The sequence below is a fragment of the Collimonas sp. OK412 genome (assembly GCF_900112135.1).
Classification (GTDB): domain Bacteria; phylum Pseudomonadota; class Gammaproteobacteria; order Burkholderiales; family Burkholderiaceae_D; genus Collimonas; species Collimonas rhizosphaerae.
The window spans coordinates 24,956-39,548 of record NZ_FOLC01000016.1 but is presented as its reverse complement, the minus strand read 5'-3'; the positions used below and the strand labels follow the sequence as shown (position 1 = coordinate 39,548).

Below are 14,593 nucleotides of genomic sequence, written 5' to 3'. Positions count from 1 at the left end.
CGGCCTGGAGAATCCATGGACCGCATGATCTACATTGCCATGAGCGGCGCCAAGCAAGCCATGGAGCAGCAAGCCTCGGTGGCCAGCAACATGGCCAACGTATCGACGCCCGGTTTCCGCGCGCAGCTGAACAATTTCCGCGCCGTGCCGGTAGTCGGCGAGGAAGCGGCGACCCGCGCTTTCGTGGTGACTTCGACGCCCGGCGCCGACATGAGCACCGGGCCGTTGACCGAAACCGGGCGGCCGATGGACGTAGCGGTGCGCGGCGACGGCTGGCTGACGGTGCAGACCGCGGACGGCGGCGAAGCGTATACGCGGGTCGGCAACCTGCAGGTGGGCGCCGACGGCCAGCTGATGACGATGGACAAGCTGCCGGTGATCGGCGACGCCGGACCGATGGCGGTGCCGCCCGGCGCCGCTGTGATGATATCGACCGACGGCCTGGTCAGCGCCATCGGCGCCGGCGATCCGGCTACCAACGTGGCCCAGGTCGGCCGTTTGAAACTGGTCAATCCGGCTGCCGGCGATTTGCTGCGCGGCGACGACGGCTTGTTTCGCATGCGCGCCGGGGCTGCCGCGCCGGACGCCGATCCGGCGGTGACGCTGCAGACCGGCGTGGTGGAAGGCAGCAACGTCAACCCGGTGTCGGCGATGGTGGAAATGATCGCCAATGCGCGCAGTTTTGAAATGCAGATGAAGGCGGTCAAGAGCGCCGATGAAAACGACCAGCGCGCCAACCAGCTGCTGAGCATGAGCAGCTAAAGCAGCTAATCCATTTTTCGACAGGAATTTCACCATGATACGTTCCCTTTCCATCGCCAAGAGCGGCCTCGACGCGCAACAGCAGCAGCTCGACGTGATATCGAACAACCTGGCCAACGTCGGCACCACCGGCTTCAAGCGCAGCCGCGCAGTGTTCGAAGACCTGATGTACCAGAACCTGCGCCAGGTAGGCGGCCAGACTTCGGACCAGACCAACCTGCCATCCGGCCTGCAGATCGGCACCGGCGTGCGGCTGGTGGCGACCGAGCGGATTCATACCCAGGGCAACCCGACCAAGACCGACAATACCAAGGACGTGGCGATTACCGGCGACGGTTTCTTCCAGGTGCAAATGCCGGACGGCACCACCGCCTATACGCGCGACGGTTCGTTCCAGTCCGACTCCACCGGCCAGCTGGTCACCGCCAGCGGCTACCCGGTGCAGCCGGCCATCACCATCCCGCAAAACGCCACCAGCATGACCATCGCCAAGGACGGCACGGTATCGGTGACCCAGGCCGGCAGCACCGCCAGCGTGCAGGTCGGCCAGATCCAGCTGGCGACGTTCCTGAATTCGACCGGCTTGCAAAGCAATGGCGAAAACCTGTACACCGAAACCAATGCTTCCGGCACCGCCAACCAGACCACGCCGGGCCAGAACGGCGCCGGCACGCTGAGCCAGGGATATGTCGAATCGTCGAACGTGAACGTGGTGGAAGAACTGGTGAACATGATTCAGACCCAGCGTTCTTACGAAATCAACAGCAAGGCGGTCACGACTTCTGACCAGATGTTGCAGCGCCTTACGCAGTTGTGATGGCGGCGCCGATGAAATATTGCACCAGGTGCCTGCTGCTGGCGGCGCTGCTGCTAGGCGGCTGCGCGCAATTGCCGCGCGAGCCGCTGGTGCAGCAGCCGATGACCGCGCGTGCGGAAGTGCGGCCGGCGGCGCCGGTGAATGGCGCCATCTACCAGTCCGGCTCCAGCAGCCAGGCCTTGTTCGAAGACCGGCGGCCGCGCAATGTCGGCGACATCCTGACCATCATCGTCAGCGAAAACGTTAACGCCAGCAAGAATTCGGCGGCCAACGCCAGCCGCAACGGCAGCACCAGCAGCGCGCTGGCGGCGATACCGAAGATTTTCGGCGGCCTGTTCGGCAACCTGGACGCCGACGCCAAGGCCAGCAACGCATTGACCGCCAAGGGCGGCGCCAATGCGACCAATACCTTTAACGGCGTGATCACGGTGACGGTGACCGAGGTGCTGGGCAACGGCAACCTGATGGTCAGCGGCGAGAAGCAGATGATGATCAACCAGGGCACCGAATTCATCCGTTTCTCCGGCGTGGTCAATCCGCGCACGGTGAGCGGCAACAACAGCGTGGCCTCGACCCAGGTGGCCGACGCCAGGATCGAATACAGCGCCAAGGGTTATATCGACGAAGCGCAGACCATGGGCTGGCTGCAGCGTTTCTTCCTCAACGTCTTACCGTTCTGACCATGCGATCATCATTCCAGTTTTTTTTGCGGCGCGCGCGGCGCAGCCGCGGCGCTGTATTCCTGTCGCTTTGCCTCGCCTGCGCCGTGTCGCCGGCGCAGGCGGAGCGTCTCAAGGAACTGGCCAGCATCCAGGGCGTGCGCGACAATCCGCTGATCGGCTACGGCCTGATGGTCGGCCTCGACGGCAGCGGCGACCAGACCATGCAGACGCCGTTCACCACCCAGACCCTCAACAACATGCTGTCGCAGCTGGGCATATCAATGGCGCCCGGCACCAACATGCAGCTCAAGAACGTGGCGGCGGTGATGGTGACCGCTACCTTGCCGTCGTTTGCCCGTCCGGGCCAGAACATCGACGTCACCGTATCGTCGATGGGCAACGCCAAGAGCCTGCGCGGCGGCACCCTGCTGATGACGCCGCTCAAGGGCGCCGACGGCATGGTGTATGCGATCGCGCAGGGCAACATGGTGGTCGGCGGCGCCGGCGCCTCGGCCAACGGCAGCAAGGTGCAGATCAACCAGCTCAGTTCCGGCCGGATTCCTGCCGGCGCCATTGTCGAGCGCGCGGTCAGTTCGCCGCTGGGCGACGCGAATAGCTTGACGCTGGAACTGAATGTATCCGATTTCGGCACGGCGCAGAAAGCCGTCGAGGCCATCAACCGCAGTTTTGGCGCCGGCACTGCCAGCGCGCTCGATGCGCGCGTGATCCAGGTCGCCGCGCCGGCCCAGGCGGAAGCGCGGGTCAGTTTCCTGGCGCGCATGGAAAATCTCGACATCACGCCGGCGCAAGCGGCAGCGCGGGTAGTGATCAACGCCCGCACCGGCTCGGTGGTGATGAACCAGACCGTGCGCGTGCTGGACTGCGCGGTAGCCCATGGCAATTTGTCGGTGGTGATCAATACCCAGCCTGTGATCAGCCAGCCTGGACCGTTCTCGGGCGGCAGCACGGTGGTGGCGCAAACTTCGCAAATCCAGCTGAACCAGGCGGGCGGCGCCTTGCAGGTAGTCAAGAACGGCGCATCGCTGGCCGATGTGGTGAAGGGCTTGAATACGCTGGGCGCCAATCCGCAGGACCTGGTCTCCATCTTGCAGGCGATGAAAGCCGCCGGCGCCTTGCGCGCCGAACTTGAAATCATCTGAGGCCGGCATGAGCGTCCCCGGTCCCATCAACAGCAGTCGCAGCGGCGACCTTGACCAGCGTTTTGCGCTGGATGTGCAAGGCGTGGACGCCTTGCGCCGCACTACCAGGAATTCGCCGCAAGACGGCTTGAAACAGGTGTCGCGCCAGTTCGAAGCGATGTTTATGCAGATGGTGTTGAAGAGCATGCGCGAGGCGACGCCGTCGGACGGCATGTTCGATAGCCAGCAGGAAAAAATGTACACCTCGATGCTGGACCAGCAGCTGGCGCAAAACCTGTCCGGCCGCGGCCTTGGCCTGGCCGAGGCGATGCAGGCCCAGCTTAGCCGCGCCGTCGACCAGTCGCCGCAGCAGCCTGCGGCGCTGGGCAAGATGCCGGCCGCCGATCCGCTTCCCGGCCAGCCGGCAGCCGCGGCTCCGGCAAATCCCGGCGTTGTGCAGAACCTGTCCCTGTACGACGCCGCTGCCGGTTCCGGGCGTGGCGCCGGCGGCAATCCGCAGGCATATGTCGACCAGTTCCTGTCGCGCATGAGCGCGCCGGCGCAAGCCGCCAGCCGCAGCAGCGGCGTGCCGTCGCAGCTGATCCTGGCGCAGGCCGCGCTGGAATCGGGCTGGGGCAAACGCGAAATCAAGGGAGAGGACGGCAGCAGCAGCCACAACCTGTTCGGCATCAAGGCCGGCAAGGGCTGGAAAGGCGCGGTGGTGCAAGCCGTCACCACCGAATACGTGGACGGCCAGCCGCAGCAGACCAAAGCCTCGTTCCGCGCCTATGCATCGTATGAGGAAGCGTTTTCCGACTATGCGCGTTTCCTGGCCGGCAATCCGCGCTATGCGCAGGTGCTGGCCACGCGCGATCCGGCCGAGGCTGCGCACGGCTTGCAGCGCGCCGGTTACGCCACCGATCCGCAATATGGCGAGAAGCTGGTGCGCATCCTCAAGCAGATCCTCTGATTTTTTTGCGCGGAACCGCTCATATCCCTCAAATTTCCCGGGCTGCTGCCGTTATACCTCAAGTGAGCCTGGCAGCAACGCCGGGCAGTTGCTTTCTAAAAGGAAGAATGTATGGGAAACAGCTTGTTTTTTACCGGGCTCAGCGGGCTCAACGCGGCGCAAGCGGCATTGGTGACCACCGGCCACAACACGGCCAACGTGAACACGCCCGGCTATAGCCGGCAAATGGCGCAGGTGGTGTCCGCCGGCGGTACATACACTCCCAGCGTCGGTTTCTTCGGCAACGGCGCGCAGGTGGTCGACGTCACCCGCAGCTACGACCAGTTCCTGAGTTCGCAGCTGAACCAGGCGCAGTCGACCAACCAGGCGCTGGGGGCTTACTCGACCCAGATCAACCAGATCAACAACCTGCTGGCCAACCAGACCACCGGCCTGGCGCCGATGCTGCAGACCATGTTCAAGGGCGTGCAGGCAGTCGCCAACACGCCTGCCGATTCCGCCGCGCGCCAGCAGCTGATCAGTTCCGGCCAGGCCCTGGCCAACCAGTTCCGCACCATGAGCCAGGTGCTGACCGGCCTGAACGGCAACGTCAACGACCAGATTTCCGGTTCGATCGACCAGATCAATACCTACGCCACCCAGATCGCCAGCATCAACAAGCAGATCGCCTTGCTCAGCAACGCTGCCGGCGGCCAGGCCCCGAACGATTTGCTGGACCAGCGCGACAGCCTGGTGAACAGCCTGGGCCAGCTGGTGGCGACCAAGGTGGTGGTGCAGGACGGCGGCCAGTACAACGTATTCATCGGCACCGGCCAGACCCTGGTGCTGGGCGACAAGGCATCGACCCTGAAGGCCGTCACCTCGGCGGCCGATCCCAGCCGCACCTCGGTGGCCCTGGTGAACGCTGCCGGCGTCGCGGTTGAAATGCAGGACAGCGTGATCAGCGGCGGTTCGCTGGGCGGCCTGATGCAGTTTCGCAACCAGACCCTGGGCGAGGCCCAGAACGCACTGGGGCGGATGGCGATCGGCCTGGCCGATACGTTCAATGCGCAGCACAAGCTGGGCATTGACCTGAACGGCGCCGCCGGCCAGGATTTCTTTTCGCAAGCCAGTCCGGCGGCGACTGCCAATTCCCGCAACACCGGCAACCTGCTGGTCACGCCTTCGTTCAGCGATACCAGCCAGCTGACCACCAGCGATTACCGGGTCGATTTTGTCAACGTCGCCGGCACGCCGCAATATTCGGTGACCCGTTTGTCCGATAACAAGGTGCTCGGCAGCTATCCCAGCTTGCCGGTGACTTTCGACGGCGTATCGCTGCAGGCGACCAGCGGCACGCCGCAAATCGGCGATTCCTTCCTGGTCCAGCCGACCCGCACCGGCGCGCGCGACCTGACGGTGACGGTGACCGATCCGGCCAAGATAGCGGCGGCTTCACCTATCGTCACCGGCAAGACGGCCACCAACCAGGGCAGCGCCGGCATCAGCGCCGGCAAGGTCGACGCCTCGTACCTGCCGACACCGCTGGCCAGCCCGCTGACGCTTAAATACGACAGCACCACCACGCCTGCCAGCCTGTCCGGCTTTCCGGCCGCCGCCGCGGTGACCGTCACCAACCCGGACGGCACGGTGGTCAACTATGCAGCCGGCGCTGCCGTCACGTATACCGACGGCGCGTCCTACAGCTTCAACGGCATCAGCGCCACCATCAGCGGCAAGCCGGTGAACGGCGATACGTTCACCATCGGGCCGAATACCGGCGGCGTTTCGGACGGCAGCAACGCCTTGCTGCTGGGCGCCTTGCAAAACAAGAAAACCCTGGCCGGCGGCACCGCCAGCTATACCGATGCGTATGGCCAGCTGGTCAGCAGCATCGGCAACAAGGCCAACCAGATCACCATCGCCAATACCGCGCAAACCAGCCTGGCGGCGCAGATCAAGGCGGCGCAGCAGTCGGTGTCCGGCGTCAACCAGGATGAAGAAACCGCCAATCTGCTGATGTACCAGCAGATGTACCAGGCCAATGCCAAGGTGATCCAGACGGCGTCGACCATGTTCGACGCAATCCTGGGGATTGTTGCTTAACCGGCCGCCGGACTCGCCAGCAAGACGATAAACAAGGAAAACAAGATGCGTATCAGTACCCAGTCGTTTTATGACCAGAGCCTGTCCGCGATGGGCTCCCAGCAAACCAGCCTGTTGCGGGTGCAACAGCAGATAGGCGCCATGTCAAAAATACTCACGCCGTCCGACGATCCGCTGGGCGCGACCCGGGCGCTGAGCGCATCGCAGTCGATTTCCCTTAACGATCAATATTCCACCAGCCGCGCCCAGGCGTCGCGCACGCTGGGCCTGGAAGACAATGCGCTGCAAAGCGTCACCACGCTGCTGCAAAATATCAAAGGGCTGGTGGTGCAGGCCGGCAACGGCACCATGACCGACGCCGACCGCGCGTCGGTCGCCACCACCTTGCAAAGCAATTACGACCAGCTGCTGGGCCTGGCCAATACCGACGACGGCAACGGCCAGTTCCTGTTCGCCGGCTTCAAGAGCGGCAGCGCGCCGTTCGTGCAGCAGGCCGGCGGCGGCGTGCAATATGTCGGCGACCAGGGCCAGCAGCTGCTGCAGGTCGACATCTCGCGGCAGATGGCGGGCACCGACGACGGCCGCAGCATTTTCCAGACCGCGCAGACCAGCTCCGGCTACGTCACGACTTCTGCCGCCGCCAACAGCGGCGACGGCGTATATGGCGCCACCTCTGTGATCGACGCTACCAATCCCGATTTCGGCAAGAATTTTTCGATCAGTTTTACTTCGGCCACGACGTTTACCGTGACCAATTCGGATACGCCGCCGGTGGTGACGGCAGGCACTTATACCTCCGGCACGCCGATCCAGTTCGGCGGCTTGCAAATCGTGCTGACCGGCGCCCCTGCCAGCGGCGACAGCTTCAATGTCAACACCGCAAAGAATGCCAATCCGGACATGTTCGGCGCGCTCAGCGACTTGATCGGTGCCCTCAAGACGCCGATCGACAACGGCACACCGGCTGCCAAGGCGCAGTTGCAGAATTCCTTGAGCACGGCAAACGTCAAGCTGTCCAACTCGCTCGACAATGTGCTGACGGTGCGCTCGTCGGTGGGCTCGCGCATGCAGGAGCTGGATACCCTCAACACCAATGGCGACGCCCGCAACCTGTCGGACAAGAGCTATCTGTCGGATATCCAGGACCTGGACTACAGCAGCGCGATTACCGAGCTGTACCAGCGGCAGATGGCGTTGCAGGCGACGCAGCAGACTTTTGTGCAGATCCGCAAGATTTCACTGCTGAACTACCTGTAAGCTTATTACCTGCAAGCCTTCCAGGCCGGGATCAGAAAACCTTGATTTTCAGCTGGAACGACAGGGCGCCATACAACCTGTCTTTGTAGCTCGGGATAACCGCGAGGTTCAAGCCGACGTTCTTGTATTCGATGCTGGCGACCGGAATGGCGGCCAGGAACCAGTCGCCGCGCCGCATCTTCGGATAGCCGTTGAATCCCCCGGCGACCAGGCCCAGGCGCACCGGCCCGATATATACGGGCTGGTAATACACGCCGACGTAATTCGAGTACTCGCGGTCGCTGTTGTAGAACCTGCCGGCAGTGGCCGACGCCACGGTCGAAAACCGGTATTCGGCGCCGAATCCCAGGTTGTTGCCGTTCAGTCCTTTATCGCGATTGAAATGATAGGAATAGAAGCCGGCATTGAGCCATGTTTCACTGAGCGGCTTGTTGTCCAGCAAACCAAACAGGTCGCCTTGTCCTGCATAGGCGCTGGCCGGGGTCAAAACCGAACAGGCTGCAAGAATGAGTGTTGCTCGCCATCGGGTCAGCTTAAGCATCGGTATCCTGTCAGTGAAGATGCAACGTAGGTCGGCGCGGATCAAATCCCGGGCTATTTTGGCATAACCGTCCCGTCTTTGACGGACAGCCGGCCCAACTTGTCTCATGGCCGCAACGCTTGCGCCAGGTGCAGCATGTTTGCCAGGCCAAGCGCAAATTCCTGTTCCAGGAATGGCGCCAGGTGCGGCATCAGCTGCTGCAGCATCAGGATCCCGCCCAGCAAAGTCAAAGGAAAGCCGACGGCGAAAATGCTCAGCTGCGGCGACGCCCGGTTGAGGATGCCCATCGCCAGGTTCAGGGTCAGCAGGGCGGCGACCAGCGGCAGCGCCAGCATCAGGCCGGCGGAAAAGACGTTGGCGCCGGCCAGCGCCAGGAAATGCCAGCCTTCCGCCGCCAGCGGCGCGTCCGAAATCGGCAGGACGTGGAAACTCTCGACCAGGGTGCTGATCACCATCAGGTGGCCGTCGACCGCCAGGAAGATCAGCATCGCCAGCATGTTGAGCAGGCTGGCCAGCACCATGGTGTTGCCGCCGCTGTTGGGATCGAAAAAAGAGGCGAAGGACAAGCCCATCTGCAGGCCGGCGTAGTCGCCGGCCGCTTGCACCGCGGCGAACACCAGCCGGATGGAAAATCCCATGGCCGAACCGATCAGCACCTGCTGGACCAGGATCCAGACGCCGCCGGCCGAGACCAGCGGCACGGCCGGCATGGCGCCCAGGGTAGGGGCGATGGCGATCGCCAGCAGCGCGGCCAGGCCGACCTTGACCTGGCGCGCCACTTTTTTCTCACCGAAAATGGGGCTGGCGCTGATCAGCGCCAGCATCCTGACGAATGGCCACACAAACGCCACGATCCAGGCGCTCAGCTGCGCGGACGTGACCGACAGCACCGGCGACATCAGCCAACCAGCTGCGGAATGCTGGAAAACAGCTGGCGCATGTAGTCCAGGATGGAATTGAGCATCCACGGCCCGGCGATGACCATGGTGGCGCATACCGCGAGCAGCTTGGGAATGAACGACAGGGTCATTTCATTGATCTGGGTGGCGGCCTGGAACAGGCTGATGATCAAGCCGCTGACCAGGGCCACCAGCAGCAGCGGCGCGCCTAGCAGGAGCGTCATTTTCATGGCCTGGTAGCCGAGCGCCATTACCGATTCGGGAGTCATTTTTTGGGCAACCTCAAGTATAGAAACTTTGGGCCAGGGCGCCGACCAGCAGCTGCCAGCCGTCGACCAGCACGAACAGCATCAGCTTGAACGGCAGTGAGATTGTGGCGGGCGGCACCATCATCATTCCCATCGACATCAGGACGCTGGCCACCACCAGGTCGACGATCAGGAACGGGATAAAGATGGTGAAGCCGATCTGGAACGCGGTTTTCAATTCGCTGATGACAAACGCCGGCACCAGTATCCTGAGCGGCACTTCTTCCGGCCCTTGCATCTGCGGCGTCTGCGCCAGCTTGGCGAACAGGGCCAGGTCGCCTTCGCGGGTCTGCTTCAGCATGAACTGCTTGAACGGCTGGATGCCGCGCTCAAGCGCCTGTTCGGCGCTGATCTTGTTGTCGGAAAAGGGTTTGTAGGCATCGCTGTAGGCTTTGTCGAATACCGGCGACATCACGAAAAAAGTCAGGAACAGCGCCAGTCCGACCAGGATCTGGTTGGGCGGCGAACTCTGGGCGCCGATGGCGGTGCGCAGCAGGCCCAGCACGATGATGATGCGGGTGAAGCTGGTCATCGCCAGCAGCAGAGCCGGCAGGAAGGACAGCGAAGTCAGCAGCAGCATGGTCTGGACGCTGAGCGACCAGGTCTGGCTGCCGCCGGGGCCGGTGGTGCTGGTGATGCCGGGCAGCGCCTGGGCGGCGGCGACGGCAGGCAGCGCGGTCAGCAATAGCGCTGTCAGCAGCTTGCGGTGTTGCGCGAGGAAGGAAAGGGGACGCATTCTGCCGATCGGTTCTTGAGGAGTCAATGAGGGGTAAATGGCTTGGGCCGAGTGCAATATTGCGATGGACCTATTTGCGGCCTAGCGACTCTCGCAGCTTTTGCGCAAAGGCGTTGGCAGCGTTGCCGGCAGCGATGGCGCTTTGCCTGATCGGCAGCTTGGGATCTTCCGGCAGTTCCTGCGCCGGCATGCTGTGCAACGACTGGATCTGTCCGGGAGTAACTCCGAGCGTCAGCCAGGTGCCGCCGATTTCGACCACCACCACCCGTTCGCGCTGGCCGATGGCGGTGCTGGCGATGACTTTTACCAGGCGGCCGCTATTGTGCTTTTGCAGCCCCATCCGGCGCGCCGCCCAGGCGCAAAAGAAAATCAGCGCAAGCACCACGGCCAGGCCGGAAGCCGCCTGCAACAGGCCGCTCGCGCCCCATGACGGCGTCGCCGGTATTGCTGTGGCGGCGGGCGCGGCGATCATGGCCGAGGCGGGCAAGGCCAGGCATGCCGACAGCAGCAGCGCGCGCCGCGCCAAGGGCAGAAATTTCATCGGTTCAGCTTGTGTATGCGTTCCGACGGCGTGATGATGTCGGTCAGGCGGATGCCGAACTTGTCATTGACGACCACCACCTCGCCCTGGGCGATCAGGTAGCCGTTGATCAGCACATCCATCGGCTCACCGGCCAGGCCGTCCAGTTCGACCACCGAACCCTGCGCCAGCTGCAGCAGGTTCTTGATGGTGATCCTGGTGCGCCCCAGTTCCGCGGTCATCTGCACCGGGATATCCAGGATCATGTCGATATCGGTCTTGGCGACCTCGGCGGCGTCGCCGCTGAGAGGCTGGAACACCTTGGCGGCAGGCGCCGGTTCCGGCGCAGGCTGCGATGCCGCGGTCTGGGCCGCGAGCGCGCTGGCCCAGTCGTCGGCGGCTTCGGCGTTTGGATCCGGCTTGTTTTCGTCACTCATTATCATTCCCTTTTAAATCACCATCGCGGTGATTGATCATTTTTTCAACTCGCAGCGCGTAGCGGCCGTTGGAAGTGCCGTAACCGCATTCCATCACCGGCACGCCGTCCACCTTGGCAACGATGGTTTCGGGCATTTCTATCGGCAGGACATCGCCGACCTTCAGTTTCAGCAGCTGGCCGATGGTCGACGGGATATGCATGAAATCCACTTTCAGCTGGACGTCGGCGCTTTGCACCTGCTGCGACAGCTGCTTGACCCAGCGCTTGTCGACTTCGACTTCATCCTGCACCGGATTGGACAGCAGGTCGCGTATCGGTTCTATCATCGAATACGGGATGCAGATATGCAGGGCGCCGCCGATAGGCCCGAACTCGATGTGGAAAGTGGTGTTCACCACAACCTCATTCGGCGTCGCGATATTGGCGAACTTGGTATGCATTTCCGCCCGCACGTACTCGAATTCGAGCGGATAGATCGGATTCCAGGCGCTGCCGTAGCTATCCAGCGCCAGGTTCAGCAGGCGGGTGATGATGCGCTGTTCGGTCTGGGTGAAATCGCGGCCCTCGACCCGCATATGGAAACGGCCGTCGCCGCCGAACAGGTTGTCCACCACCAGGAACACCAGGTTCGGATCGAACACGAACAGCGCCGTGCCGCGCAAGGGCTTCATGTGCAGCAGGTTGATATTGGCCGGCACCGGCAGGTGGCGGATGAATTCGCTGTACTTCTGGACATGGACCGCGCCTACCGAAATGTCGGCGCTGCGGCGCATGAAATTGAACAGGGAGCTGCGCAACTGGCGCGCGAAGCGCTCGTTGATGATTTCCAGCGTATGCATGCGGCCGCGCACGATACGTTCCTGGGTGCCGAGGTTGTAGGCTTGCACGCCTTCCGGATTCGGCGCCGGCGCCGCGGCGGCATCGGTCTCGCCGGTGACGCCTTGCAGCAGTGCATCTACTTCGTCCTGAGACAGTAGCTGTTCATAAGCCATAGCTGGGTCTCGGTTTTACTGCACCACGAAGGCGGTGAACAGCACATTGACGATGTGCTGCGGCGGCTGGCTGCTGGCCAGGGGTTTGTTCAATGCCTTGAGGATTTCGGCGGCGAGCTTGTTCTTGTCGTCGGCGGTGATCAGGGAATTCGGATCGCGGTTCGACAGCAGGCTGAGGACCCGGCTGCGCGTTTCCGGCAGGTATTCGGCAATCTGCGCCTGGGATTTGGCGTCCGCCACTTTCAAGGTCAGGCCGATATGCAGGAAACGGTCGCGGTCGTCCGCTTGCAGGTTGACGGTAAACGGATCGAGCGCGACAAAGATCGGCGTTTCCGGGACCGGCGCGGCGACGCTTTTGCTGCCCGTCTGCATGCTGGTGAAGTAATAAGCAGCGCCCGCCGCGGCCAGGGCTGCGGTGAGCACGATCAATATCAGTCCGAGCTTGCTTTTTTTGGGTGTTGCCACTGCTTCGTTAGTGATGGTTGCCATGGTTTTTCCTGCATCAGATTCCAGCGTCCATTCTTTGCCAAAAAGGCTTCGAACCATCTGCTGATATAAAGGGAGAAAGCGCTTCAGATCCTGCGTTTGTCGCGCCGGGAAAGTCTGTTTTTTTCTGTCAAGCAAAAATATCTACCTTGCCGTTGCCGTTCCTGCCGGCGGCGGCAGTGCTGCGTTCAACTTTGGCGGCCAGTTCGCCCGCCGCTGCGCCAGCCTGGAACGGGCTGCCCGATCCGCGCTGGCTGCCTTGGTGCTGGGCAAACGTTCCTTGCTGCTGTTGCTGCGGCTGCTGGGCGTCGGAACTGACCGATGTGTTGCCCAGGCTGATGCCGCTTTCCGCCAGGCTGGTGCGCAACTGAGGCAAGGCCGCTTCCAGCGCCGTGCGCACCGACTGGTGGGCAGAGACAAATGTCGCCTGGGCCTGGTTGTCATTGATGGTCAAGGTGACTTTCAGGGGCCCCAGGTCGGGTGGGTTGAGATGCAGTTCGGCGCTCTGGTTGCGGGTGTTGCCCATCCAGACGACTTGCTTGCCAAGCGCTGCGCCCCAGCCGTCGCTGCCGACCGCCGGCGACAGCGCCAGCTTGACGGCAGGCGGCGGTGCGGTGTCGGCTGCAGTTACCGCAGACGGGGTATGCGCTAGCACCGGATTTGCCTGCGCCGTGACGGCGAGCCCGGGTTGGCCGCTGCTGCCGGCGGCGGCTTTGGCCGTGGCGATCTCGCTGGCGTTTGTATTGGCGTTGGCCTGCGCCGGTCCTGAGGCGATCTTGGCTGCGTCCAGGCTATCCTTCCGCTCTGCTTTTTCCAGCTTGCCGTGCTGGTCCGCATGAGCGTCGTCTTGCGTTGCCTGCTGTCCGGCGGCATCGGCTGCACCGGCCTGGCTGGCCAACGGCTGCGGGTTATGCGCCAATGGCGTGTATTCGCCGCTGGTGGTTTCCTTGCGTGCCGAGGCGCTTGGCTTGGTTGGCGCGGCCTCAACCGGGCCGGCTGGCGTTGCCAGCTGTGCCACAGCGGGCGGAGCCGCTGCCGTCGGAATAGCGTTCTTGCCGGGATTTTCTGCGACTGCGGCAGCGACGACCGCGGATGTGGCTGGTTTGCCGCCGGCAGCGGCAATCGCCGCGTTGAGCTGCTCTTCTGCCGCTGACTTTGGCTGGCTGCCGCTGCCGGATTCGGGATGGGCCTCGATCGCTTTCGCCCCAGCCGGCGGCAACGCCAGGAACGCCAAGGCCGGTACGGCGCCTGGATCTTGTTCCTTGTCTGTGCCGGCCTGGCGCCGGGGTGCCGTGCGCTCGGCTGGCTTGGCGCCGGCGCTGGCCTTGTCGGCGATCTTTTCAGGGGGTTGGCCGGCGCTTGCCAGGGAGCGGTCCAGGACCTTGCCAAAATGATCGGCGCCGTCCTGCTGCGGATTGGCATTGCCGGCGGCGTTGCCGTTTGGCGGCGCGGCCTGCAGGGCGGCTGTGCTGGATGAAACAGGTAAAGACATGGCGGTTCCTTGATTGGTTATTCTGCGGCGGCGCGCATGCGCAGCTGGAACTGGCGGGCAGCATGTTCGTCGCTGCCGCGCTGTTCGCGTTTGTTGAGCAGTTGCATCTGCTGTTGCCTGGCGCGTTCAGCCAAGGTGTCGAAGGAACTCAGGCGGCGCTTGTTCTGCTGCCAGTCGCTGCGTCCGCGCGCCAGCCGCGAATCGGCCTGGCCGGCGACTGCGCGCTGCTGCTCGATGGCGCCGTCCAGCGTGCCGATGAAATGCTGGAAATTGCGCCAGCGGGAAGACGACACGCCGTCCTGCATCTGGCTCTGCAGCTGGTCGCAGTATTCCTGCCGGTAGCGGATCAGCATCTCCAGCTTTTCCGCGGCGCCGACCTGGGCGCGCTGCAATTGTCCCAGGCGGCGGCTGGCTTCGTCGGTCTTGTTCTGGGCCAGTTCAATCAACATGGCGAGCGGCAATGTGTTTGACATGATGTTCTCTCAGGG

17 protein-coding genes are annotated in these 14,593 nt (G+C 63.2%); 7 read left to right on the top strand and 10 right to left on the bottom strand.

All coding sequences use genetic code 11. The features are described 5' to 3' along the window. Window positions 1-15: 15 nt before the first annotated feature. The 7 genes from BM062_RS16755 (at window position 16) to flgL (ending at window position 7,692) form a co-directional block, all read left to right on the top strand. A complete protein-coding gene (locus BM062_RS16755; protein WP_092398880.1) occupies window positions 16-762 on the top strand; it encodes a flagellar basal body rod protein FlgF in 747 nt (248 codons plus the stop codon). A 34-nt stretch (window positions 763-796) separates the two neighbouring features. After that, on the top strand, window positions 797-1,579 hold the full coding sequence (gene flgG / locus BM062_RS16750) for a flagellar basal-body rod protein FlgG (RefSeq protein ID WP_014004932.1): 783 nt from the start codon (window positions 797-799) through the stop codon (window positions 1,577-1,579). An 11-nt stretch (window positions 1,580-1,590) separates the two neighbouring features. Continuing rightward, window positions 1,591-2,259, top strand: a complete 669-nt coding sequence (locus tag BM062_RS16745) for a flagellar basal body L-ring protein FlgH (RefSeq protein WP_092399020.1) — start codon at window positions 1,591-1,593, stop codon at window positions 2,257-2,259. A gap of 2 nt (window positions 2,260-2,261) precedes the next feature. Then, a complete protein-coding gene (locus tag BM062_RS16740; protein WP_092398878.1) occupies window positions 2,262-3,401 on the top strand; it encodes a flagellar basal body P-ring protein FlgI in 1,140 nt (379 codons plus the stop codon). 7 nt (window positions 3,402-3,408) lie between these two features. Continuing rightward, window positions 3,409-4,350 carry a flagellar assembly peptidoglycan hydrolase FlgJ gene (flgJ, locus tag BM062_RS16735; RefSeq protein WP_092398876.1) on the top strand — a complete coding sequence of 314 codons (942 nt, stop codon included), beginning with the start codon at window positions 3,409-3,411 and terminating at the stop codon, window positions 4,348-4,350. A 111-nt stretch (window positions 4,351-4,461) separates the two neighbouring features. After that, window positions 4,462-6,435 (top strand): flagellar hook-associated protein FlgK, encoded by a 1,974-nt coding sequence (flgK, locus tag BM062_RS16730; protein ID WP_092398874.1) that lies wholly within the window; start codon window positions 4,462-4,464, stop codon window positions 6,433-6,435. A gap of 45 nt (window positions 6,436-6,480) precedes the next feature. Further along, on the top strand, window positions 6,481-7,692 hold the full coding sequence (gene flgL / locus BM062_RS16725) for a flagellar hook-associated protein FlgL (RefSeq protein WP_092398872.1): 1,212 nt from the start codon (window positions 6,481-6,483) through the stop codon (window positions 7,690-7,692). Between the two features lie 31 nt (window positions 7,693-7,723). Here flgL and BM062_RS16720 read toward each other — a convergent pair whose 3' ends face one another. The 10 genes from BM062_RS16720 to fliJ form a co-directional block, all read right to left on the bottom strand. Next, window positions 7,724-8,233, bottom strand: coding sequence for a hypothetical protein (locus BM062_RS16720; RefSeq protein WP_254785116.1), 510 nt, complete (start codon window positions 8,231-8,233; stop codon window positions 7,724-7,726). A gap of 104 nt (window positions 8,234-8,337) precedes the next feature. Further along, a complete protein-coding gene (gene fliR / locus BM062_RS16715; RefSeq protein ID WP_092398870.1) occupies window positions 8,338-9,132 on the bottom strand; it encodes a flagellar biosynthetic protein FliR in 795 nt (264 codons plus the stop codon). Then, the gene (gene fliQ / locus BM062_RS16710) at window positions 9,132-9,401 is read right to left on the bottom strand and encodes a flagellar biosynthesis protein FliQ (protein WP_041743011.1); all 270 of its coding nucleotides are present in this window, start codon (window positions 9,399-9,401) and stop codon (window positions 9,132-9,134) included. The genes fliR and fliQ overlap by 1 nt, the downstream gene beginning before the upstream one ends. A 13-nt stretch (window positions 9,402-9,414) precedes the next feature. Continuing rightward, complete coding sequence (gene fliP / locus BM062_RS16705; protein WP_092398868.1) at window positions 9,415-10,176, bottom strand: flagellar type III secretion system pore protein FliP; 762 nt, start codon at window positions 10,174-10,176, stop codon at window positions 9,415-9,417. Between the two features lie 70 nt (window positions 10,177-10,246). Further along, the gene (gene fliO / locus BM062_RS16700) at window positions 10,247-10,717 is read right to left on the bottom strand and encodes a flagellar biosynthetic protein FliO (RefSeq protein WP_092398866.1); all 471 of its coding nucleotides are present in this window, start codon (window positions 10,715-10,717) and stop codon (window positions 10,247-10,249) included. Further along, complete coding sequence (gene fliN, locus BM062_RS16695) at window positions 10,714-11,133, bottom strand: flagellar motor switch protein FliN (protein WP_092398864.1); 420 nt, start codon at window positions 11,131-11,133, stop codon at window positions 10,714-10,716. Before fliN ends, fliO begins: the two co-directional genes overlap by 4 nt. Continuing rightward, window positions 11,126-12,127, bottom strand: coding sequence for a flagellar motor switch protein FliM (fliM, locus tag BM062_RS16690; RefSeq protein WP_092398862.1), 1,002 nt, complete (start codon window positions 12,125-12,127; stop codon window positions 11,126-11,128). Before fliM ends, fliN begins: the two co-directional genes overlap by 8 nt. 15 nt (window positions 12,128-12,142) lie before the next feature. Continuing rightward, window positions 12,143-12,616 (bottom strand): flagellar basal body-associated protein FliL, encoded by a 474-nt coding sequence (fliL, locus tag BM062_RS16685; protein ID WP_092398860.1) that lies wholly within the window; start codon window positions 12,614-12,616, stop codon window positions 12,143-12,145. A gap of 127 nt (window positions 12,617-12,743) precedes the next feature. Next, on the bottom strand, window positions 12,744-14,105 hold the full coding sequence (locus BM062_RS16680; protein ID WP_092398858.1) for a flagellar hook-length control protein FliK: 1,362 nt from the start codon (window positions 14,103-14,105) through the stop codon (window positions 12,744-12,746). A gap of 17 nt (window positions 14,106-14,122) precedes the next feature. Beyond that, window positions 14,123-14,578, bottom strand: a complete 456-nt coding sequence (gene fliJ, locus BM062_RS16675) for a flagellar export protein FliJ (protein WP_092398856.1) — start codon at window positions 14,576-14,578, stop codon at window positions 14,123-14,125. Between the last annotated feature and the right edge of the window lie 15 nt (window positions 14,579-14,593).